The 20,545-nt window shown below is 68.1% G+C and carries 20 protein-coding genes; 13 read left to right on the top strand and 7 right to left on the bottom strand.

Features of this window, described 5'->3' with window-relative positions; all coding sequences use genetic code 11:
* Positions 1 to 13 precede the first annotated feature (13 nt).
* Complete coding sequence (locus E2F46_RS07530; protein WP_133321467.1) at positions 14 to 1,711, bottom strand: alkaline phosphatase family protein; 1,698 nt, start codon at positions 1,709 to 1,711, stop codon at positions 14 to 16.
* A 139-nt stretch (positions 1,712 to 1,850) separates the two neighbouring features.
* On the opposite strand from E2F46_RS07530, the gene E2F46_RS07525 reads away from it, so the two are divergent.
* The 3 genes from E2F46_RS07525 (at position 1,851) to E2F46_RS07515 (ending at position 4,137) form a co-directional block, all read left to right on the top strand.
* On the top strand, positions 1,851 to 3,197 hold the full coding sequence (locus E2F46_RS07525) for a dicarboxylate/amino acid:cation symporter (RefSeq protein WP_133321466.1): 1,347 nt from the start codon (positions 1,851 to 1,853) through the stop codon (positions 3,195 to 3,197).
* An 88-nt stretch (positions 3,198 to 3,285) separates the two neighbouring features.
* A complete protein-coding gene (locus E2F46_RS07520; RefSeq protein ID WP_133321465.1) occupies positions 3,286 to 3,639 on the top strand; it encodes a DUF6152 family protein in 354 nt (117 codons plus the stop codon).
* A 21-nt stretch (positions 3,640 to 3,660) separates the two neighbouring features.
* Positions 3,661 to 4,137, top strand: a complete 477-nt coding sequence (locus tag E2F46_RS07515) for a hypothetical protein (protein WP_133321464.1) — start codon at positions 3,661 to 3,663, stop codon at positions 4,135 to 4,137.
* A 33-nt stretch (positions 4,138 to 4,170) separates the two neighbouring features.
* On the opposite strand, the gene E2F46_RS07510 is transcribed toward E2F46_RS07515, so the two are convergent.
* The 4 genes from E2F46_RS07510 to E2F46_RS07495 all read right to left on the bottom strand — a co-directional run bounded on the left by E2F46_RS07510 (position 4,171) and on the right by E2F46_RS07495 (position 7,196).
* Positions 4,171 to 5,055, bottom strand: coding sequence for a bile acid:sodium symporter family protein (locus E2F46_RS07510; RefSeq protein ID WP_133321463.1), 885 nt, complete (start codon positions 5,053 to 5,055; stop codon positions 4,171 to 4,173).
* A gap of 27 nt (positions 5,056 to 5,082) precedes the next feature.
* Complete coding sequence (locus tag E2F46_RS07505) at positions 5,083 to 5,502, bottom strand: hypothetical protein (protein WP_133321462.1); 420 nt, start codon at positions 5,500 to 5,502, stop codon at positions 5,083 to 5,085.
* A gap of 323 nt (positions 5,503 to 5,825) precedes the next feature.
* Entirely contained in the window at positions 5,826 to 6,494 is a 669-nt protein-coding gene (locus E2F46_RS07500; protein ID WP_133321461.1) for a C40 family peptidase, read from the bottom strand.
* 108 nt (positions 6,495 to 6,602) lie between these two features.
* Positions 6,603 to 7,196: a C40 family peptidase gene (locus tag E2F46_RS07495; RefSeq protein ID WP_133321460.1), complete on the bottom strand. Its 594-nt coding sequence runs from the start codon at positions 7,194 to 7,196 to the stop codon at positions 6,603 to 6,605.
* Positions 7,197 to 7,262: 66 nt separating this feature from the next.
* Here E2F46_RS07495 and E2F46_RS07490 point away from each other — a divergent pair, with 66 nt between their 5' ends.
* The 5 genes from E2F46_RS07490 (at position 7,263) to hutG (ending at position 12,679) form a co-directional block, all read left to right on the top strand.
* A complete protein-coding gene (locus tag E2F46_RS07490; RefSeq protein ID WP_133321459.1) occupies positions 7,263 to 7,742 on the top strand; it encodes an FKBP-type peptidyl-prolyl cis-trans isomerase in 480 nt (159 codons plus the stop codon).
* A 76-nt stretch (positions 7,743 to 7,818) separates the two neighbouring features.
* Positions 7,819 to 9,069: a DUF418 domain-containing protein gene (locus tag E2F46_RS07485; RefSeq protein ID WP_133321458.1), complete on the top strand. Its 1,251-nt coding sequence runs from the start codon at positions 7,819 to 7,821 to the stop codon at positions 9,067 to 9,069.
* A gap of 72 nt (positions 9,070 to 9,141) precedes the next feature.
* Positions 9,142 to 10,398, top strand: coding sequence for an NAD(P)/FAD-dependent oxidoreductase (locus E2F46_RS07480; RefSeq protein WP_133321457.1), 1,257 nt, complete (start codon positions 9,142 to 9,144; stop codon positions 10,396 to 10,398).
* A complete protein-coding gene (gene gorA, locus E2F46_RS07475) occupies positions 10,395 to 11,765 on the top strand; it encodes a glutathione-disulfide reductase (RefSeq protein WP_133321456.1) in 1,371 nt (456 codons plus the stop codon). Before E2F46_RS07480 ends, gorA begins: the two co-directional genes overlap by 4 nt.
* 128 nt (positions 11,766 to 11,893) lie before the next feature.
* Positions 11,894 to 12,679 carry an N-formylglutamate deformylase gene (gene hutG, locus E2F46_RS07470; RefSeq protein WP_133321455.1) on the top strand — a complete coding sequence of 262 codons (786 nt, stop codon included), beginning with the start codon at positions 11,894 to 11,896 and terminating at the stop codon, positions 12,677 to 12,679.
* A 363-nt stretch (positions 12,680 to 13,042) separates the two neighbouring features.
* Here the strand turns inward: hutG and E2F46_RS07465 are convergent, their stop codons facing one another.
* On the bottom strand, positions 13,043 to 13,582 hold the full coding sequence (locus tag E2F46_RS07465; protein WP_133321454.1) for a DUF1697 domain-containing protein: 540 nt from the start codon (positions 13,580 to 13,582) through the stop codon (positions 13,043 to 13,045).
* A gap of 2 nt (positions 13,583 to 13,584) precedes the next feature.
* A complete protein-coding gene (parE, locus tag E2F46_RS07460) occupies positions 13,585 to 15,474 on the bottom strand; it encodes a DNA topoisomerase IV subunit B (protein WP_133321453.1) in 1,890 nt (629 codons plus the stop codon).
* Between the two features lie 229 nt (positions 15,475 to 15,703).
* Here parE and E2F46_RS07455 point away from each other — a divergent pair, with 229 nt between their 5' ends.
* The 5 genes from E2F46_RS07455 to eno all read left to right on the top strand — a co-directional run bounded on the left by E2F46_RS07455 (position 15,704) and on the right by eno (position 20,541).
* On the top strand, positions 15,704 to 15,979 hold the full coding sequence (locus E2F46_RS07455) for a hypothetical protein (RefSeq protein WP_133321452.1): 276 nt from the start codon (positions 15,704 to 15,706) through the stop codon (positions 15,977 to 15,979).
* Positions 15,980 to 16,111: 132 nt separating this feature from the next.
* On the top strand, positions 16,112 to 17,809 hold the full coding sequence (gene pyrG, locus E2F46_RS07450) for a CTP synthase (RefSeq protein ID WP_133321451.1): 1,698 nt from the start codon (positions 16,112 to 16,114) through the stop codon (positions 17,807 to 17,809).
* A 127-nt stretch (positions 17,810 to 17,936) separates the two neighbouring features.
* Positions 17,937 to 18,770 (top strand): 3-deoxy-8-phosphooctulonate synthase, encoded by an 834-nt coding sequence (kdsA, locus tag E2F46_RS07445; protein ID WP_133321450.1) that lies wholly within the window; start codon positions 17,937 to 17,939, stop codon positions 18,768 to 18,770.
* Positions 18,767 to 19,258 carry a hypothetical protein gene (locus tag E2F46_RS07440; RefSeq protein WP_133321449.1) on the top strand — a complete coding sequence of 164 codons (492 nt, stop codon included), beginning with the start codon at positions 18,767 to 18,769 and terminating at the stop codon, positions 19,256 to 19,258. The genes kdsA and E2F46_RS07440 overlap by 4 nt, the downstream gene beginning before the upstream one ends.
* Entirely contained in the window at positions 19,255 to 20,541 is a 1,287-nt protein-coding gene (gene eno / locus E2F46_RS07435) for a phosphopyruvate hydratase (RefSeq protein WP_133321448.1), read from the top strand. The genes E2F46_RS07440 and eno overlap by 4 nt, the downstream gene beginning before the upstream one ends.
* Positions 20,542 to 20,545: the final 4 nt, after the last annotated feature.

Genomic DNA, 20,545 nt, shown 5'->3' with positions numbered 1-20,545 from the left:
CGGAAGCCGTTGGTTACTCGGCGACGCTGTCGCGCGCGGGGACCCGCGGCAGTTCCACCGGCACACCCTCGGCGTTGCAGGTCCCGTCCGCGCACAATTGTTCGCGCAATGCGGGCATGGACTGCACGATGACGTGGTAAATCACGTGCTGTTCCATGGTGCCGCGCAGGGCGTGGCTGCCCGGGCCGCGCGACCAGATGCCCACGTCGTCGCCGCCGTGCGTTTCGCTGGCCATCGGCACCAGCGCTTCCTGCATGAAATCCGGATCGGTGGTGTCCACCCCGGTCAGGTCGGGACGGCCGGTGGCCGGCTGGAACCCACCAGGCTGGTGCAGGTGCCGTTTCGGTCCCGCGGGCTGGCGGCGGCTGGCACCGGTGTAGCCCGGGCCATTGGCGTACACCAGCGTGGTGTACGGCAATCCCAGCGCGTCGAGCGCGTAGTGGTCGGGATCGTCGTCCTCGGTCATGCGCCCGCGGACCTTGCCCAGGATCGGGTTGCCACGCTTGGGGTAGCCCACGAAGCCGAGGGTATGCGAATGATCGGCGGTGACGATGATCAGCGTATCGTCGGCGGACGTCATCTCCGCTGCGGCGTGAACCGCACGCGACATCGCAAGGGTGTCGACCAGCGCGCGATGGGCGTTGCCTTCGTGGTGGGCGTGGTCGATGCGCCCACCCTCGACCAGGAGCACGTAGCCGTTGCCGCCGCGCGAGAGGCGGTCGATGGCGAAGCGTGTCATCTCCTCGAGGTCGGGTTCGCCGGCGTCGCTGTCGTCGCGGTCGTGGTCGTACTGCATGTGGTCGTGCTCGAACAGGCCGAGCACGGGCGTGGCGCCGCCAACCGCGCGGAATTGCGCGCGGTTCCAGACAAATGCGCCGCCAGGGTTGCGTCGTCGCCATTCTTCGATGACGTTGCGACCGTCACCGCGCAGGCCCGCCTTGCCAGGGGTTTCGGGATCGCCCTGCGTTACCGGCATGAATTCGCGGCGCCCGCCGCCCAGCAGTACGGCCGGCCCGCGGCCGGGCGCGAAGTCGAGCAGCTGGCTGGCGATGTCGCGGCAGCCGGCCTCCTGGGCGGCGGCTGGCGTGCTGGCGTCGCTCTCCCAGTTGCGGTCTGGCGAGTGCGCATACAGTGCTGCGGGCGTGGCATGGGTGAGGCGCGTGGTGGTGACGATGCCGCTGGCCAGCCCTGCGGCATCGGCCAGGCGCAGCCACGACTGTAGTGGACGCTGCAGGCTGCCCGCGCAGTCGCTGCGCAACCCCGAGGCCACGCCGATCGCGCCCATGTGCGATTTCACGCCGGTGGCGATCGCGGTCATGGTGCCGGCCGAGTCCGGCGTCTGCGAATCGGTGTTGTAGGTCTTGGCGAACGCGGTCTGCGGGAAGTGCTCCCACGACAGCAGTTGCTCTTCGCCCGGCTGGCCGTTGCGCTGGCCTTCCAGGATGCGCGCGGCGGCCACCGTGGTCAGGCTCATGCCGTCGCCAAGGAACACGATGACGTTCTTCGCCCGCGCCGACATCGCGCCATTGGCCGCGGCATGCGCGGCGCCGCTGCGGTACCACCACGCGGGGGTTTCGCCTTGTGGGCGCTGGATCGAGGGGACGTCCACGTGCCAGCGCGTGGCCTGTGCGGACCGGTCCGGCGCGGTGCTGGCGCAGCCGGCCAGCAGGGCAGTGAAGAGCGCGGCGGGCATCGCCAGTTTCCGGTGCATCAAGCCTGGTCCCCCAGAACAAACCACGGATTATGCCGCGTGCCGGTGTCCCGGCCATGACAGCGCGGCGTTCCAGCGCCGGGATCGCCAGCGCGTGGCGCGTCGGCTAAGGTGCGGACTTGGTATGTGAGGAAGCACGATGCGACTGGTGTCTGCGTGGTTGGCGATCCCGTTCTGGCAGCGCGTGGCCGGCGCCTTCGTGTTGGGCGCACTGGCCGGCTGGCTGATGGGGCCCGCGGCGCAGGCTTGGTTCGGGCCGCTGGGCACGGTGTACGTCAACCTGATCAAGATGATCGCGATCCCGCTGGTGTTCTTCGCCGTGGTGAGCGCGGTCGGCTCGCTCGCGGGCCAACGTTCGATCGCGGGCCTCGCCGGGCGCACCTTCCTCTGGTTCGCGATCACCGCGGTGCTGGCGGTCGCGGTGGGTTTGTCGTTCGGCCTGCTGCTGAAGCCCGGCACCGGCGTGGATGTCGCCAGCCTGCAGGTCGCGGAAAACTACCGTCCGCGCGACGTGCCCGGTCCGCTGGACGTGCTGGTCAACATCGTGCCGGAGAACCCGTTCCGCGCGCTGGCGGCGCTGGGCGCGGGCAGGACCGTGGACGGGCAGAACATCATCATCCCCAGCAACTTCACCATCCTCCAGGTGATCTTCTTCGCCGGGCTGATCGGGTTCGCACTGGTGAAACTGGGCGAGAAGACCCTCGGCCTGCGCTCGCTGTTCGACCAGGCGCGCGAGCTGATGATCCAGGTCACGCGCTTCGTGCTGGAAGCCACGCCCATCGGCACTTTCGGCCTGATCGCGGCGCTGGTGGGCACGTACGGGTTCGAGCAGCTGATTCCGCTGGGCAAGTTCGTCATCGCGCTGTACGTCGCCTGCGCCTTCCACATCGTCGTGGTCTACGGCGGACTGCTGCTGGCGCACCGGTTGAATCCGCTGAAGTTCTTCCGCGGCGCGGCGCCGGCGATGCAGGTCGGCTTCGTCGCTTCCAGCAGCTTCGCCGCGCTGCCGCTCTCGCTCAGCTCGGCCACGCACAACCTGGGCGTGAACCGCGATTACGCCGGTTTCGCCGTGCCGCTGGGGGCCAGCATCAAGATGGACGGGTGCGGCGCGATCTACCCGGCGCTGGCCGCGGTATTCATCGCGCAATACATGGGGCTGGAACTGTCGGCCGGGCAGTACTTCATCATCGCCCTGGCGTCGGTGCTGGGGAGCTTCGGCACCGCCGGCGTGCCGGGCACGGCGGTGGTGATGGTGACCGTGGTGCTGAGCGCGGCGGGCCTGCCGCTGGAAGCCATCGGCATCCTCTACGCCATCGACCGCATCCTCGACATGATGCGCACGATGACCAACGTCACCGGCCAGGTGCTGGTGCCGGTGCTGGTGGCGAAGCAGACCGGGCTGCTGGACCACGAAGTGTACGAGGCGGCTTCGAGCAACGTGGGCATCGACCCCTCGACGTCGCCGGCGGGCCGCGATGATGGTTGAGGCCGTCCGCGGCCTGGCGATGCGCATGCGCCCTTGACGCGGGTTGCGCTATACACGGCCTTCACCGATACCCCGCTGGAGAATGCCGATGCGCATCAATCGCCTGCTGCCGTTCGTCCTTGCCGCCCTGTTCGTGGCGTTGCCTGCCGCTGCCCACCACGGGTGGAGCAGCTATGACGCCGACCAGGCGATGCGCTTCGACGCGGAGCTGATCGAGGTCCGGTATCGCAACCCGCACGCCGAAGTCGTGGTCGAGCATGAAGGCAACCGTTGGGACGTGGTGCTCGCACCGACGACCCGGATGGAAACGCGCGGTTTGCCGCAGGATGGCCTGGCGGTGGGGCGGACCATCACCATCGAGGCCTACCCGCGCCTCGACGGCACGCGCGAACTGCGTGCCGAGCGCATCGTGGTCGATGGCACCACCGTCGAGCTTCGCTGAGGGCCCGCAGGGACCGGCTGGATGGATCCGCAGGCGCTCGCGGCCGCGCTGGAGGCGTCGTCGCTGGGCGCCTGGGTGCGCGCCGGGTGGAACTACCCGATCGTCAACGTCCTGCACCTGGTCGGCCTGGCGCTGCTGGTCGGGCCGATCGTCTTGCTCGATCTGCGACTACTCGGGTACGGGAAGGCGTTCGCCCCGGATGCCGTATCCGCCGCGCTGACGCCGATTGCCGTCGCCGGCGGCGTGCTGATGCTGGCGAGCGGCATCGCACTGTTGGCCGCGGATGCGACGGCTTTGGCGGCCAATCGCGTCATGCTGCTGAAGCTGCTGCTGGTCGCGCTCGGACTGGCCAACGCCGTTGCGTTCCGCGTCCTCCAAGGCCGGCACCTGGGGCGCTGGCGGAACGTGGTGCCGCTGTCGGCCCGCGTCCAGGCGTTGCTTTCGATCCTGCTGTGGAGTCTGGCGCTGGTGGCCGGGCGCATGATTGCCTACGTCTGACCGTGGTGCATGCCCCTGGCAGGTGGCGTGTGCTCAGGCTGGCGCGCTTCCCGGCTCTTGCGTCCCCTTGCGACGCGACGCCCAGAACGCGAACACGGCGGCGGTGAAGAACATCAGCAGGCTGTAGATCGCGGCCGGCACCGACATCGCCGCGTTCTGCAGGACGTTGAGCGCGATGAAGATCGCCAGCGTACCGTTGTGGATGCCGATCTCCATCGCGATCGCGATCGCCTGCTTCTTCGGCAGGCGGATCGCCAGCGGCGCGAGGTAGCCGGTGCCCATGCTGACCAGGTTGAACAGCAGGCAGGCCAGGCCGACCGCCGCGAACCAGGCGACCAGCAGCGTCCACGATTGCGCCACGGCGGCGCCGATCAGCAGCACCAGCACGACGACCGACAGCAAGCGGATCGGCTTTTCCATGCGCAGCGCGAACGCGGTGGCGAAGTGGCGGATGGTCATGCCCAGCGCCACCGGGATCACGATGATCGAGGCCACCTCGACGATCTTCTGCACCGGCGGCGGGACGTATTGTCCGGCGCCGAGGAAGTATTCCAGCGACAGATTCAGGATGATCGGCAGCGTCAGCAGGCACAGCAGGCTGTTGATCGCGGTGAGCGTGATGTTGAGCGCCACGTCGCCGTGCGCGAGGTGGCTGTAGATGTTGGCCGTGGCACCGCCCGGCGAGGCGGCCAGCAGCATCAGGCCCACGGCCAGCTCCGGTGGCAACTTGAACAGCAGCGCCAGCGCGAACGCGGCCCACGGCAACACGCCGGTCTGCAGGAACAACCCGATCAGCACGGCGCGGGGATAGCGGGCCACGCGCTTGAAGTCGTCGATCGTCAGGCCCAGGCCGAGGCCGAGCATGATTACGCCCAGCGCGAGCGGCAGCAGCAGGTTGGTCAGCAGGGATGCCTGCATGGTGGGCGGTCTCTTGTCGGGAACGGGTCAGGAGTGGGGTGGTGCCATGCCGGCACGCATGGTGTGCCGTGCAGCCAGCCAGGCGATCGGCAGCGGCAGCAACAAGCCTGTGGCGACCATCCACGCCGGATGCGGAATGGTGGCGACGGTCGCTCCCACGCCGACCACGATCAAACCACCGACGCAGAGCGCCGCGACGCGGCGATGGGCGCGTGACAGCCGGGCCGCGGTCCAGCCACCGAGCAGGGCGGCCAGCGCCCATCCCAGCGCGACCCACAGCAGTTTGCCGGTCGGAGCCTCGGCGACCAGGCGGGCGAGGTCGGCTTCGTCCTCGAGCGTGGCGCCGGCGGGCACAGGGAACAGCGACATCCCGAGGTATTCCATCGCGACGATCGTCACCAGTGCGACCAGCAGGCCGGCGAGTATCGCCAGGATCGTTCGCAGCACGTCGGGTTCCCCTCGGCATCGGTGGTCGGGATGCGCCTGCGCAGGATGGCGCGCATCGGAGGGCATCGCAAGATCGTGGCGCCGGGTTCCTGTTCCGACTCCACGGGCGCAGAGGGCGCCAGCCGGGACCACGCCGGGTCGCGGCCCGATATCCGCTTGGTCGGCGCGGCCCCGGCAGGCGCCTCCACTTCCCGGTGGGCTGGGCGGACAGCCGAGGCAAGGACCTGCCGCCAGCGCACGACAGTCGTTCGATCGAGAAAAGAGCCACGAAAAAGGCCGCATCGCTGCGGCCTTCGATCCGGACGGTCAGTCGGTCGGAGCGATCAGCTGCCGATCCCGGCGACGCGACGCGCCTGCATGAAGCGCTGCGACCAGTAGCCGGTGTCCAGCTCCGAGACCATCACGTCCTTGCCGGTGCGCGGGGCATGCACGAAGCGGCCTTCGCCGAGGTAGATGCCCACATGGTCGATGGTGCGGCCACGGCGGCTGAAGAACACCAGGTCGCCGGCGCTCAGGGCGGTACGCTCGACGCGCTCGCCGTCGCGGGCCATGTCGCGCGAGACGCGCGGCAGTTCGATGCCCAGGGTGGTGCGGAACACGTAGTTGACCAGTCCGCTGCAGTCGAAGCCGCCATCCGGCGAGGTGCCGCCCCAGCGGTAGGGCGTGCCCAGCAGCGACAGCGCGCCACGCAGCATGCGCTGCACGCGACCTTCCGGCTCGACCTGGATCGGGGTTTCGGTACGGGCGGCGATCAGCTGGTTCACGTCGCTGGCGAACAGCAGCTTGCGGTCTGCCACCGGCACGGTGTCCGGGGCGATCGACTGCACCACGGAGTCGTTCACGGGCAGCTGGTCGGCCGAGTCGGCAACGAGGCCGGGGCCGGCAAAAGCGGGGAGTGCAATGAAGGTCAGTACGCAAGCACAGGCGAAGGCTGGCAAGCGGCGGATGCGGAGGGCGTTGGGGCGGCCTGTTGGGTGGTCAGTCGTCGTCACGCGGGCTTCACGTCGTCAAAAGCAGCGGCGATGTTGCCCGAGAAGACGGCGTGAAATGTTCAAATAAAGTTAACGCTGCGTGGGCAACCCTGTGATTTCCTTCACGTTTCAACGCAGGACCCGGCGTGCGCCCGAGTAATTCCTGCGCCAGTAGCTGCCGTCCAGATGGTCGAGCCGCACCGTGCCGCCCGTACTGGGCGCGTGCACGAAGCGGCCTTCGCCGACATAGATCCCGACGTGGGTGACCTGTCCGCCACTGCCGAAAAACACCAGGTCGGCTGTCGCCAGCCGGTGGGGGTCGATCCGCGGCCCCTGGTAGGCCGCCAGTTCCCGCGAGGTGCGCGGCAGGCGCAGGTCCAGCATGTCGCGGAACACGTAATTGACCAGCCCGCTGCAATCGAAGCCACCTTCGGGCGTGTTTCCCCCGTACCGGTACGGGGTGCCGACCAGACTGATCGCACGCATCAGCACGGCGTTGGCGGCGGCGGGGTCGCCGGGTTGGACCACCGGCCAGTCCCGTGTCGCCGGGCTGGCGGTCGGGCTGGAGGCGGGCGGGGCGGGGCGGGTGTCCTTGCGGCCGCAGGCGGCCAGCAGCAGGCACGGCAGCAGCACCGACAGGCCCGTGAGCCGGATGATTGGCGCGGCCGTGCCGCAACTTGGATAATGCCCGGCCTTGCGTGGGCCACTCTGCCTGCGTTCCATGCCGGCATCGTGCCTTCGCCGGGCAATTCCCTCAAGCGGCCGCGGCCGCCGTCTTCCGGATCACCCATGAAAATCGCAAAAGACCACGTCGTCCGTTTCCACTACAGCGTCGCCGAAGCCGGCCAGGAGGCCATCGAGTCCTCGAAGGACCGCGAGCCGCTGGCGATCCTGTTCGGCCACGGCAACATCATTCCGGGGCTGGAGAAGGCGATGGAGGGTCGCGAGGCCGGCGAGCGATTCGCCGCCGACGTCGCGGCGGCCGAGGCCTATGGCGAGCGTCGCGATGGCTTGACCCAGCGCGTGCCCAAGAAGCATTTCGGCGAGCAGAAGCTGGCGCCGGGCATGCAGGTGGTACTGAATACCAACTTCGGCCCGCGCGCGGTGACCGTGGAGAAGGTGGGCATGAGCGTGGTCGACGTGGACCTCAACCACCCGATGGCCGGCAAGGACCTGCATTTCGACATCGAGATCGTCGACGTGCGCGAGGCGCAGCCGGAAGAGATCGAACACGGCCACGTGCACGGCGAAGGCGGCCACCAGCACTGAGCCATCGCACTGCCGTGGTCGCGTGGCGAGGGCCATGCGGCTGCGGACCCATCCAGGGCGGGGAGGCCCGGCACGCATGAACGATTCCGCAGCATTGAGCCCCGTGGGTGCGGACGACCGCATCCAGTCCATGGACGTGCTGCGCGGGTTCGCGCTGCTCGGCATCCTGTTGATGAACATCGAGGGCATGGTCGGGCCGCTGTTCGCCTCGCTGAGCGGCGTCGATCCGGCGCTGACCGGCGCCGACCATACCGTCGACACGCTGATCTACCTGTTCGTGCAGGGCAAGTTCTTCCCGCTGTTCTCGCTGCTGTTCGGCATGGGCTTCGCGGTCATCCTGATGCGGGCCACGGACGCCGGCAGGCCGTTCTTCGGCACCTACCTGCGGCGTGTGCTGGCCCTGCTGGCGATCGGCCTGGCCCATGCGTGGCTGGTCTGGTCGGGCGACATCCTGGTGACCTACGCGTTGCTGGGGCTGCTGATGCTGCTGTTGTTCCGGCGCACGCCCGTCTCGCGCCTGCCCAAATGGGGCGTTGCGTTCGTGCTGTTGCCTTGCGTATTGATGCTGGCCGGTGGGCTCGCCGGCTCGATGGCGCAGATGCAGCCGGACAGCGCCGCGGAGTTCCAGGCGGCGATGGACGCGCAAGGGGACAAGATCGCGGCGCTGATCGAGGCCGAACGCGTGGCCTACGGCAGTGGCAGCTACGCCGAGGCGACCGCGCAGCGACTCCGGGACTTCGGCGTGATGATGGAGATGCTGCCGATGTTCGGCGCGTTCATCCTGGGCCTGTTCCTGGTCGGCGCGTGGTTCGCGCGCAGCGGTGCGGTCGCGCGCCCGCACGAATACGCACGGGTCCTTGCCCGCCTGCGCTGGGTGGTGTTCCCGATCGGCGTGTTGCTGACCCTGGTCGCGTGGCGGCTGGAGCCGACGATGGACTTCGCGCGGATGGATGCCCGCGCCATGGGCGCACACGCCATGCAGATGCTGGGTGGCGCGATGATGATGCTGGGTTACCTGGCGTGGATCCTGCGCGCGCTGCAGGGTTCGCCCTTCGCCGGGTTGCTGGCCTGGCTGGCGCCCGCCGGCCGGATGGCGCTGACCCACTACCTGCTGCAGTCGCTGGCGATGACGTGGATCTTCTACGGCTACGGGCTGGGCTACTTCGAACAGCTGCCGCGGGCCTGGCAGCCGTTGCTGGTATTCGCGTTCTTCGCGCTGCAGGTGGCGGCGAGCCACTGGTGGCTGGCGCGCTTCCGCTTCGGCCCTGCCGAGTGGTTGTGGCGATGGTTGACCTATGGCCGTCGTCCGCCGATGCGGATGGGCTGAACGGGTGGCGCGCCGTTGCGCTGGCGGTGGCGTGCACGATGAAACCACGCGTTGAATGGCTACACTCTCGGCATGACCCCACGTAGTGATGTGATCGTCGTCGGCGCCGGCGTCGTCGGCCTGGCCAGTGCGCTTGCGCTGCTCGAGCGCGGACGCAGCGTTCATCTCGTCGACGCCGGCCGCATCGGCGGCGGCAGCTCCCATGGCAATTGCGGCACGCTCACGCCCAGCCATGCCGGCCCGCTGTATGCGCCGGGCATGATCACCAAGGCGATGGGCTGGATGCTGACGCCGGACGCGCCGTTCTACGTCAAGCCCTCCGCCGACCCTGCGTTGTGGCAGTGGATGATGCAGTTCGCCCGCCGCTGCAACACACGCGACTGGCAGCGTGCGGCACAGGCGCGCGCCGCGATCCTCAATGCCTCGCGCACCGCCTTCCCCGAGTGGATGCAGCGCTATGGCTTCGACTGCCGGTTCTCAGAAGGCGGCGCCGATACCGTGTTCCGCGATGCGCGCGAAATGGACGCCTACGTCGCGCAGCTGCCGGCGCTGGCGGAGCTGGGCGTGGCCTCGGAAGTGATCGATGCCGCCGAGTACCACCGGCAGGAACCGGCGCTGCGCGAGGGGATCGTCGGCGCGGTGCGCTATCCGGGCGATGCGCACCTGCGGCCGGATCGCTACGTGGCCGAACTGGCCCGTGCCGTGCGCGAGCGCGGCGGCACCATCGAGGAACACAACGAGGCGCGCGTGCTCACCGCGCATGGCGATGGCATGCGCGTGACCACGGCGGACGGTGCGCGGGATGCACGCGACGTGCTGCTGGCCGCGGGTGCGTGGTCGCCGCTGATGGCCAAGGCGCTGGGCATGCGCTGGCTGCGCAACGCCATCCAGCCGGGCAAGGGCTATTCGATCACCTACTCGCGCCCGGGGCTTGCACCGAAGCGGCCGTTGACGCTGCACGAACGCAAGGTCTGCGTGACGGTGTGGGAAGACGGCTTCCGGCTCGGCAGTACGATGGAGTTCTCCGGGTACGACGCCACGCTCAACCGGCGCAGGCTCGCTGCGCTGGAGCGCGCGTCCGCCGAGTACCTGCACGAGCCCGTCGGCGCCGACAAGCAGGAAGAGTGGTACGGCTGGCGTCCGCTGTCGTGGGACGACACGCCCATCATCGGCCCCGCGCCCGGCCTGGGCCAGGTGTGGCTGGCGACCGGCCACGGCATGCTGGGCGTCAGCATGAGCCCGGCGACCGGGCGCCTGGTCGCGGAGTTGATGACGGGCGACGAAACGCACATCGATCCCGCGCCCTACGCACCGTCGCGTTTCGCATGAGCACCGCAGGCGCCGACCTCGACTTCGACCTCGTCGTGCTGGGCGGCGGCAGCGGCGGTCTCGCCGGTGCGTTCCGTGCCGCGCAGCACGGGGCGCGCGTGGCGCTGCTGGAGCCGGGTGAGCTGGGCGGCACCTGCGTCAACGTCGGCTGCGTGCCGAAGAAGGCGATGTGGATCGCGTCGGAGCTTGCGGACCGCATCGCGCTGGCGTCGCGGCTGGGGTTCGACGTGCCGCCGTCGCCGGGTTTCGACTGGGCCGGTTTCATCGCCGATCGCCAGCGCTACATCCACGGCATCCACGGCAGCTATCGCAAGCGCCTGGACGAGGCCGGCATCGTGCTGATGCCATCGCGCGGACGGCTGGACGACGCGCACACGGTGGCGTGCGAGGACGGTACCCGCCTGCGCGCCGGCCATATCCTGCTGGCCACGGGCGCACGGCCGCGCGCGCTGGGCATCCCGGGTGGCGAGCTGGCGTGGTCGTCCGATGACTTCTTCGACTTGTGCGATCCGCCCGGGCGGGTGGCGATGATCGGCGGCGGCTACATCGCGGTCGAACTGGCCGGCGTGCTGCAGGCCCTGGGTAGTCGCGTCGACCTGTTCGCGCGCAGCGAGCGCCTGCTCAGCCATGCCGACGACGAGCTGGCGGTGCAGCTGGCGGAAAACTACCGGCAGCAGGGCGTGCATCTGGCCTTCGGCTATCGGCTGGCCGCGATCGAGCGTGACGGCGAACGACTCCGGTTGCATGACCAGGCCGGCGCACACAGCGATGCCTACGACGTGGTGATCTCGGCGGTGGGCCGGCAGGCCAACACCGCCGGACTCGGGCTGGAAGACGCCGGCATCGAACTCGATGGTGATTGCAACGTCGTGGTCGACGCGCAACAACGCGCGTCTCTGGACCACGTCAGTGCCGTGGGCGACGTGACCGGCAAGGCGACCTTGACGCCGGTCGCCATCGCCGCGGCGCGCAAGGCGATGGATCGCGTGTTCGGCGGCCAGGCGGACGCGCGGCTGGATTACGAGGGCATCCCCACCGTGGTCTTCGCGCATCCGCCGCTGGGCGCGGTGGGCCTGACCGAGGCCCAGGCGCGCGCCCGCCATGGCGACGGCGCGGTGCATGCGTACCGCGTCGATTTCCGGCCGATGGCGCATGCGCTGGCCGACCGGCCCGTGCGCAGCCTGTTCAAGCTGGTCTGCGTGGGCGAGGCGCGCCGGGTGGTGGGCATCCACCTGCTGGGCGAGGGTGCCGACGAAATCCTGCAAGGGTTCGCGGTGGCCATGAAGAAGGGCATCACCCTGGACGACCTGCACGACACGGTCGCGATCCACCCCACCAGCGCCGAAGAGCTGGTGTTGATGCGATAGGGCGGGCCCTGGCGCGCCATCGCGGATCGTTCGCGCGGCAGCGGACAGGATCGGCCATCGACAGGCGTGGACGATGGCAGTTCCAGGCCACCCCGGATCGAATCCAGGGCCGGGCCTACAATGCCGCCATGGATACCTTCACCCTGCATCGCGGCACCGCGCCGCTACTGGTCAGCGTCGCCCACGACGGCACCCGCGTTCCCGACGACATCGCCGCACGGCTGACACCGGAAGCGCGGCGGGTGCCGGATACCGACTGGCACCTGTCGACGCTCTATGCCTTCGCCAAGTCGATGGGCGCCTCGATGATCGTGCCGCGGTTCTCGCGCTACGTGGTGGACCTGAATCGCTCCGAGGACGATGTGTCGCTGTACCCCGGCCAGAACACCACCGGCCTGTGCCCGGTGGTGCGCTTCAGCGGCGAGCCGGTGTACCTGCCTGGCCAGGAACCTTCGGAAGACGAGGTGCGTGCGCGGGTCGAGACGTACTGGCGGCCGTACCACACGGCGCTGCGCGCCGAACTCGACCGGCTTCGCGCCGCGCATGGGCGCGTGGTGCTGTGGGAAGGCCACTCCATCAAGGGTGACCTGCCGTTCCTGTTCGACGGCCGCCTGCCTGATCTGAATCTCGGCACCGCCAATGGCGTCAGCTGCTCGCCCGCGTTGCAGTCGCGGCTGGAAGGCGTGCTGTCGTCGCAATCGCGGTACGGTTGGGTCCACAACGGCCGCTTCAAGGGCGGTCACATCACCCGTCATTACGGCGACCCCGCGAACGGCATCGATGCCGTGCAGCTGGAAATCAGCCAGCGGATCTACATGGACGAAGACAGCTTCGGGTACGACGAGGCGAAGGCAGGCGAGGCGGGGCAGATGATCCGCGCGCTGCTCGCGGCGGCGTCGAGTCCGATCGACTGAGCTGTTGGTGGCGTTATGTCTGCGGAAGCGGGGATCACGTGGCCTTGTGCCTTCGATCGCATCGAACAGGGGGAAGCTCAAGAGCTTCCGCCTTCGGCGGGTTCATTTCTTTTGCTGGCCCACTGCCTGCGCGAAGCGCGTGCGAACAGCGAAGCCGGAAGTGCGGTCGAAGAATCCCGTCGAGCCCAGCCCGAAACGTCAGCTCCGTCGGGGACAGGCATTTCTTTGGCTACCTTCTTGACCGGCTGCGCCGTTCGCTACGCAGCGTGCCAGCAAAAAAGGTTATCCGCCCGTGCATGGGCGGAGCGTTCTCGCTTCGAACCGGCATTGCCTGGACCCGACATGGCAGGTCGGACGGCCGGCTCAGTGGTATGCGTCAACCAGCGCCAACAGCTTCAGTGTCGTCGTCCAGTTGCGGGTGGTGACGCGGTCGCGGAATCCCGCGCTGGCCAGGGTTTCTCCGATCGGGCTTTCGAGGATGCCGTCGGGGCACCAGAGGTAGCAGGCATGCTCGCCCGCGGCAAAGTTGCCGTCGCGCGATTCAAGGTGCAGCGATTCGAAGGGCGTGGTGTCGGCAGCCAGATAGAAGCCGACGAGCATGCGCGATGGATCGTCGATGCAGCCGGCAAACGGGTTGCCTTCGACCGCCGCGCGCAGCGTCGCCACGTCGAGCACCAGCGTGTTCGCCGAAAAACCGGCTTGCCTTTCGAGCGCGGCGGCGATCCGCTTCGCGTTCACGGCAGGCGGGCTGCGCCCGGCCTCGAACACCACGTTCCCGCTGTTGAGCAGGGTACGCACGTCGCTGAAGCCCAGCGTGCCGAACAGCGCCTTCAGTTCGACCATGGCGATGCGCTTGGCCTTGCCGACGTTGATCCCGCGGAACAGGGCGACCTGGATCGCCATGTTCAGACTTCCAGAGTAGCCAGGTCGCCCTTCTGTTCCAGCCACGCCTTGCGGTCGCCCGCCCGCTTCTTCGCCAGCAGCATGTCCATCAGGCCGCGGGTTTCCATGTCGTCGTCGATGGTCAGCTGCACCAGCCGCCGCGTGTCGGGATGGATGGTGGATTCGCGCAGCTGCGACGGGTTCATCTCGCCGAGACCCTTGAAACGGGTGACATTGATCGCGCCCTTGAGTTTCTCGCGCTCGATTTTTTCGAGCAATAGCCGCTTCTCTTCCTCGTCCAGTGCGTAGAACACCTGCTTGCCCACGTCCACCCGGAACAGCGGCGGCATGGCGACGAAGATGTTGCCGGCACGCACCAATGCCGGGAAATGGCGCAAGAACAGTGCACACAGCAGGGTGGCGATGTGCAGGCCGTCGGAGTCGGCGTCGGCGAGGATCACGACCTTGCCGTAGCGCAGCCCGCTGATGTCGTCCTTGCCCGGGTCGCAGCCGATGGCCACCGCCAGGTCGTGCACTTCGTTGGAGGCGAGCACGCCGCCCGAGGCCACTTCCCAGGTGTTGAGGATCTTGCCGCGCAGCGGCAGGATGGCCTGGAAATCCTTGTCGCGCGCCTGCTTGGCGCTGCCGCCGGCCGAATCGCCCTCGACCAGGAACAGTTCGGTGCGGGACAGGTCCTGGCTGATGCAGTCGGCCAGCTTGCCGGGCAGGGCGGGGCCCTGGGTGACCTTCTTGCGGACGATCTGCTTCTCGGTCTTCAGCCGCGCGCTGGCGCGTTCGATCGCCAGCTGCGCGATCTTCTCGCCGAACTCGGTGTGGGTGTTGAGCCACAGGCTGAAGGCGTCGTGCGCGGCGCCCTCCACGAAACCGGCGGCCTGGCGCGAGCTCAGCCGCTCCTTGGTCTGGCCGCTGAACTGCGGGTCGGTCATCTTCATCGACAGCACGAACGACACCCGGTCCCACACGTCCTCCGGCGCCAGTTTCACGCCGCGAGGCAGCAGGTTGCGGAAATCGCAGAACTCGCGCAGCGCATCGGTGAAGCCGGTGCGCAGGCCGTTGACGTGGGTGCCGTGCTGCGCGGTGGGGATCAGGTTGACGTAGCTTTCCTGCACCAGGTCGCCCTCGACCACCCAGGCGACCGCCCAGTCGACGGTCTCGGTGTCCTTCTTCAGCGCGCCGACGAACAGGTCCGGCGGCAGCAGTTCGCGCCCCGCGAGTTCGCCCTTGAGGTAATCACGCAGGCCATCCTCGAACAGCCACTGGTCGCGTTCGCCGCTGGCCTCGTCGAACAGGGTGACGGTCAGGCCCGGGCACAGCACGGCCTTGGCGCGCAGCAGGTGGCGCAGGGCGCGCACGCTGAACTTCGGGCTGTCGAAGTACTTCGGGTCGGCCCAGAAGCGCACGCGGGTCCCGGTGTTCTTCTTGCCGACGTTGCCGACCACTTCCAGCGCCGAGGCGCGGTCGCCGTCGCGGAAGGTGATGCGATGCTCGTTGCCGTCCCGCTTGATGTGTACTTCGACCAGGGTCGACAGCGCATTGACCACGCTCACGCCTACGCCGTGCAGGCCGCCACTGAAGGTGTAGTTCTTGTTGCTGAACTTGCCGCCCGCGTGCAGGCGGGTGAGGATCAGCTCGACGCCGGGGATCTTTTCCTCCGGGTGGATGTCGACCGGCATGCCGCGACCGTCGTCGGACACCTCGCAGCTGCCGTCCTTGAACAGGGTGACCGCGATCTCGCGTGCATGGCCGGCCAGGGCCTCGTCCACCGCGTTGTCGATCACCTCCTGCGCCAGGTGGTTCGGGCGCGTGGTGTCGGTGTACATGCCGGGGCGGCGCTTGACCGGGTCCAGCCCGGACAGGACTTCGATATCGGCGGCGTTGTAGCGTGAGCTCATCAGGGATCGCGGTATCTCGGGGGCGGCACATGGTAGCCGCAGTCGGATGGTCGCCAATGACCGGTCGTGGGTCGCTGGCGCGGGGTCGCCATGTTAAGTGCGCGTGCAAACCCGGTGAAGGGCAAGCGGCGACTTCACGAAGCCTGGCTGGCTAAAGTCCGGATCGTCGCCATTGCGGCCATCCCCTGCCTGACGATCCATCCCTGTCCAGTCGATCCGGAGTTCCCACATGAAAGTACGCCACATGCTCGCAACCGCTCTTCTCTCCACCGTGTTCGCCGCGCCGGCCGCCTTCGCGCAGGATGCCCAGGCCCATGCCACCGAGCAGGCGGCGCAAGAGGCCGAGCAATCGGCGCAGGCTGCGGAGCAGGCCGCGCAGCAGGCGGAAGCCGCCGCCGCCGCCGCGGATGCGGCCGCCGAGTCCGCCGAGGCCGATGCATCGGATGCCGAGACCGCCGCTGCCGAAGCCGAGACCGCTGCGGACGACGCCGACGATCCGCGCTGATCGCCGCCGGAGCCGCTTGGGAACGCCCCGGCCCGCCGGGGCGTTCGTGTTTCGGGCGCCCCTCGGCGCGTGCAGGGGGAGGCGGGTGCCGGGCCGAGCCTGTAGAATGGGGCTTTCCAGCGGGTGCTTCCCATGACTTCCCCCAGTCCCGTCACGCCGCTCGTTTTCGTCACCGGCGGCGTGGTGTCCTCGCTCGGCAAGGGCATTGCCGCGGCCTCGTTGGCCGCGATCCTCGAGGCCCGTGGCCTCAAGGTGACGATGATGAAGCTGGATCCGTACATCAACGTCGATCCGGGCACCATGAGCCCGTTCCAGCACGGCGAGGTGTACGTCACCGATGACGGTGCCGAGACCGACCTCGACCTCGGCCACTACGAGCGCTTCATCAACGTGCGCCTGTCCGGCGCCAACTCCATCACCACCGGCAAGATCTACGAATCGGTGATCCGCAAGGAGCGCCGCGGGGATTACCTGGGCGCAACCGTGCAGGTCATCCCGCACATCACCGACGAGATCAAGCGCCGGGTCGACGAGGCCACGGCCGGTTTCGACGTGGCGCTGGTGGAGGTTGGCGGCACGGTGGGCGACATCGAATCGCTGCCGTTCCTCGAGGCGATCCGCCAGTTGCGCACCGACCGCGGTGCGGACAAGGCCATGTTCATGCACCTGACCCTGGTGCCGTTCATCGCCGCCGCCGGCGAGCTCAAGACCAAGCCCACCCAGCACTCGGTCAAGGAACTGCGCTCGATCGGCATCCAGCCCGACGTGCTGCTGTGCCGCAGCGAGCAGCCGCTGCCCGACGGCGAACGGCGCAAGATCGCCTCGTTCACCAACGTGCCGGAAAAAGCGGTCATCTCGGCGGTAGACCTGGACAACATCCACAAGATCCCGATGTGGCTGCACGCGCAGGGCTTGGACCAGATCGTGGTCGAGCGGCTGGCGCTGGGCGGCAAGGCCGCGCCCATGGCCGACCTGTCGGAATGGCAGGCGGTGGTGGATGCGGTGGAGCATCCGATCGACGAGGTCACCATCGCGGTGGTCGGCAAGTACGTCGACCACAAGGATGCCTACAAGTCCGTGGGCGAGGCGCTCAAGCACGGCGGCATCCGCCAGCGCACGCGCGTCAACCTCAAATGGATCGAGTCGCAGGACATCGAGCGCGAAGGTGCGGAGGCGGCGCTGGGCAAGGTGGACGGCATCCTCGTGCCCGGCGGCTTCGGCGACCGCGGCTTCGAGGGCAAGGTGCTGGTCGCGAAACATGCACGCGAGCACGGCATCCCGTATTTCGGCATCTGTTACGGCATGCAGGCGGCGGTGGTGGACATGGCGCGCCATGTCGCGGGCCTCGCCGGTGCCAACAGCACCGAGAACGACAAGCAGTCGCCGCACCCGGTGATCGGCCTGATCACCGAGTGGCGCACGCAGACCGGCGAGATCGAGAAGCGCGACGAGCGCTCCGACCTGGGCGGCACCATGCGCCTGGGCCTGCAGGAGCAGCGGTTGAAGCCGGGCACCCGGGCGCGGGAGATCTATGGCAAGGACGTGGTGGGCGAGCGCCACCGCCACCGCTACGAGTTCAACAACCGGTACCGCACGCAGCTGGAAGACGCCGGACTGGTGATCTCGGCCAAGTCGATGGACGACCTGCTGGTGGAGATGATCGAGCTGCCGGACCATCCGTGGTTCATCGCCTGCCAGGCGCATCCCGAGTTCCTGTCCACGCCGCGTGGAGGCCATCCGCTGTTCGTCGGCTTCGTGCGCGCCGCGCGCGAGCGCAAGGCGAACCATGGCGTTGCCGGTGGCAAGCTGCTCAAGGAGGCATCCGCATGATGCGCATTGCCGACGTTGCTGCCTCCCCCGCACGCGGGGGAGGGCCGGGGTGGGGGCGAACGCAGCTTCGTCGTTCGGATTCGCCTGTTCCGACGTCCACCCGCACGCGGATGGAGGAGTACAAGTGATGAAACTCTGTGGATTCGACGTCGGCCTCGACCAGCCGTTCTTCCTGATCGCCGGGCCCTGCGTGATCGAAAGCGAACAGTTGCAGGTCGACGTGGCAGGGAAGCTGAAAGAAATCACCGGCAGGCTCGGGATCAACTTCATCTTCAAGTCCAGCTTCGACAAGGCCAACCGCACCTCGGGCACCAGCTTCCGCGGCCCCGGGATGGAGGAAGGCCTGCGCGTGCTGGCCGAGGTGAAGCGCCAGATCGGCGTACCGGTGCTGACGGACGTGCACGAATACACGCCGATGGACGAAGTCGCGGCGGTGGTGGACGTGCTGCAGACGCCGGCCTTCCTGGTGCGCCAGACCGATTTCATCAAAAAGGTCTGCAGCGCCGGCAAGCCGGTCAACATCAAGAAGGGCCAGTTCCTGTCGCCGTGGGACATGAAGCCGGTGGTGGAGAAGGCGAAGTCCACCGGCAACGACCAGATCATGGTCTGCGAGCGCGGCGCCAGCTTCGGCTACAACAACCTGGTCTCCGACATGCGCAGCCTCAGCGTGATGCGCGACACCGGCTGCCCGGTGGTGTTCGACGCCACCCATTCGGTGCAGCTGCCGGGCGGGCAGGGCACCTCCAGCGGCGGCCAGCGCGAATTCGTGCCGGTGCTGGCGCGTGCTGCGGTGGCGGTCGGCGTGGCCGGCGTGTTCATGGAGACGCATCCCGATCCGGCCAACGCCTTGTCCGACGGCCCCAATGCTTGGCCGCTCGACAGGATGGAAGCGCTGCTGGAGACGATGCTGGCGCTGGATCGCGTCACCAAGCAGGGCGGGTTCCTGGAGGCAGGGATTTGAAGATCGATGCGGACCCGCTTCCGGCCCGCCTGATCCAAGCCCATGGTTGGGCCGCGGCCCTGCTGGTACTGGCCGCATCGTTCCCGGGCGCCGCGTTGGCTTGCGCCCGGATATTCGATCGCCCCTATGGACTCGAGTTGTCGTACAGCGAGATTTTCCACGCGCAGATCGAAACGCTCCGTACTTTCGATGTCGGCGAAGATCGCGAAGGCGTGGTGGCCGGGTATCGCCTCATCGAGTCGTTTCGTGGTTCGCCCCCTTCGTCGGGAGAAGTGGTCCAGACACGGCATCGTGATTTCTCGACGTCTTGTGATTCCCGGATCCTGTGGGAGCTAGCCGAGGGAGACCACGTCGTGTTGTATGTGTGGGTTTCGGATGAAACCCCGCCAAGGCGTTTCCCGGGTGTCGATTCGGCCCATCTGCGAAACGACGCCAACGCTTCCCTTACCATCGATCGTCTCCGCAAGTTCAAATCAGAGCAGCCATGACCACAATCGCCAAGATCCACGCCCGCGAAATCCTCGACTCCCGCGGCAACCCCACCCTCGAAGCCGAAATCACGCTGGCCGATGGCTCGTTCGGTCGTGCCGCCGTGCCCTCCGGTGCCTCCACGGGCGCCAAGGAAGCGGTGGAGCTGCGCGACGGCGACAAGACCCGTTACCTCGGCAAGGGCGTCACCCGGGCCGTGGCCAACGTCAATGGCACCATCGCCGAAACGCTGGCCGGGTTCGATGCCAATGACCAGGCCGGGCTGGACAAGCGCCTGATCGATCTCGACGGTACCGAGAACAAGGGCCGCCTGGGCGCGAACGCGCTGTTGGCCGTGTCGATGGCGAACGCGCATGCGCTGGCCGCGTCGAAGAAGGTGCCGCTGTGGAAGCTGCTGGCCGGCGATCGGGCGCCGGTGCTGCCGGTGCCGATGATGAACATCATCAACGGCGGTGCGCACGCCGACAACAACGTCGATTTCCAGGAATTCATGGTGCTGCCGGTCGGCTTCGACTCGTTCTCCGAGTCGCTGCGCGCCGGCACCGAGATCTTCCACGCGCTCAAGTCGGTGTTGAAGGGCCATGGGCTGAGCACGGCGGTGGGCGACGAGGGCGGCTTCGCCCCCGATTTCCGCAGCAATGTCGAAGCGCTCGACACCATCCTCGAGGCCATCGGCAAGGCCGGTTACGCCGCCGGCGATGACGTGCTGCTGGGCCTGGACGTGGCGTCCAGCGAGTTCCACGACAACGGCAAGTACCACCTGGTCGGCGAGGGCAAGCGCCTGTCCAGCGAACAGTTCGTGGACTTCCTGGCCGACTGGGCGGCGCAGTACCCGATCGTCAGCATCGAGGACGGCATGGCCGAGGACGATTGGGCCGGCTGGAAGCAGTTGACCCAGCGCGTCGGCAGCAAGGTGCAGCTGGTCGGCGACGACCTGTTCGTGACCAACCCGAAGATCTTCAAGGAGGGCATCGACAGCGGCACCGCGAACGCCATCCTGATCAAGGTCAACCAGATCGGCACGCTGACCGAGACGCTGGAAGCGATCGCCATGGCCGATGCCGCGGGCTATGCGTCCGTCGTGTCGCACCGGTCCGGCGAAACCGAGGACACCACCATCGCCGACATCGCCGTTGCCACCACCGCAACCCAGATCAAGACCGGCTCGCTGTGCCGCAGCGACCGCGTGGCCAAGTACAACCAGTTGCTGCGGATCGAGGAAGCCTTGGGCAGCGCGGCGCGGTACGCCGGTCGCAATGCCTTCGTGTCGCTGAAGGGCTGACAGG

Source organism: Luteimonas aestuarii (assembly GCF_004357985.1).
In the GTDB taxonomy this organism is placed as follows: domain Bacteria; phylum Pseudomonadota; class Gammaproteobacteria; order Xanthomonadales; family Xanthomonadaceae; genus Luteimonas; species Luteimonas aestuarii.
This window is presented reverse-complemented; position numbering and strand designations above follow the sequence as displayed.

Coding starts and splice junctions, on each gene's coding strand:
- E2F46_RS07530 (WP_133321467.1), bottom strand. CDS start 1,711: ATGCACCGGAAACTGGCGATGCCCGCCGCGCTCTTCACTGCCCTGCTG.
- E2F46_RS07525 (WP_133321466.1), top strand. CDS start 1,851: ATGCGACTGGTGTCTGCGTGGTTGGCGATCCCGTTCTGGCAGCGCGTG.
- E2F46_RS07520 (WP_133321465.1), top strand. CDS start 3,286: ATGCGCATCAATCGCCTGCTGCCGTTCGTCCTTGCCGCCCTGTTCGTG.
- E2F46_RS07515 (WP_133321464.1), top strand. CDS start 3,661: ATGGATCCGCAGGCGCTCGCGGCCGCGCTGGAGGCGTCGTCGCTGGGC.
- E2F46_RS07510 (WP_133321463.1), bottom strand. CDS start 5,055: ATGCAGGCATCCCTGCTGACCAACCTGCTGCTGCCGCTCGCGCTGGGC.
- E2F46_RS07495 (WP_133321460.1), bottom strand. CDS start 7,196: ATGGAACGCAGGCAGAGTGGCCCACGCAAGGCCGGGCATTATCCAAGT.
- E2F46_RS07490 (WP_133321459.1), top strand. CDS start 7,263: ATGAAAATCGCAAAAGACCACGTCGTCCGTTTCCACTACAGCGTCGCC.
- E2F46_RS07485 (WP_133321458.1), top strand. CDS start 7,819: ATGAACGATTCCGCAGCATTGAGCCCCGTGGGTGCGGACGACCGCATC.
- E2F46_RS07480 (WP_133321457.1), top strand. CDS start 9,142: ATGACCCCACGTAGTGATGTGATCGTCGTCGGCGCCGGCGTCGTCGGC.
- gorA (WP_133321456.1), top strand. CDS start 10,395: ATGAGCACCGCAGGCGCCGACCTCGACTTCGACCTCGTCGTGCTGGGC.
- hutG (WP_133321455.1), top strand. CDS start 11,894: ATGGATACCTTCACCCTGCATCGCGGCACCGCGCCGCTACTGGTCAGC.
- E2F46_RS07465 (WP_133321454.1), bottom strand. CDS start 13,582: ATGGCGATCCAGGTCGCCCTGTTCCGCGGGATCAACGTCGGCAAGGCC.
- parE (WP_133321453.1), bottom strand. CDS start 15,474: ATGAGCTCACGCTACAACGCCGCCGATATCGAAGTCCTGTCCGGGCTG.
- E2F46_RS07455 (WP_133321452.1), top strand. CDS start 15,704: ATGAAAGTACGCCACATGCTCGCAACCGCTCTTCTCTCCACCGTGTTC.
- pyrG (WP_133321451.1), top strand. CDS start 16,112: ATGACTTCCCCCAGTCCCGTCACGCCGCTCGTTTTCGTCACCGGCGGC.
- kdsA (WP_133321450.1), top strand. CDS start 17,937: ATGAAACTCTGTGGATTCGACGTCGGCCTCGACCAGCCGTTCTTCCTG.
- eno (WP_133321448.1), top strand. CDS start 19,255: ATGACCACAATCGCCAAGATCCACGCCCGCGAAATCCTCGACTCCCGC.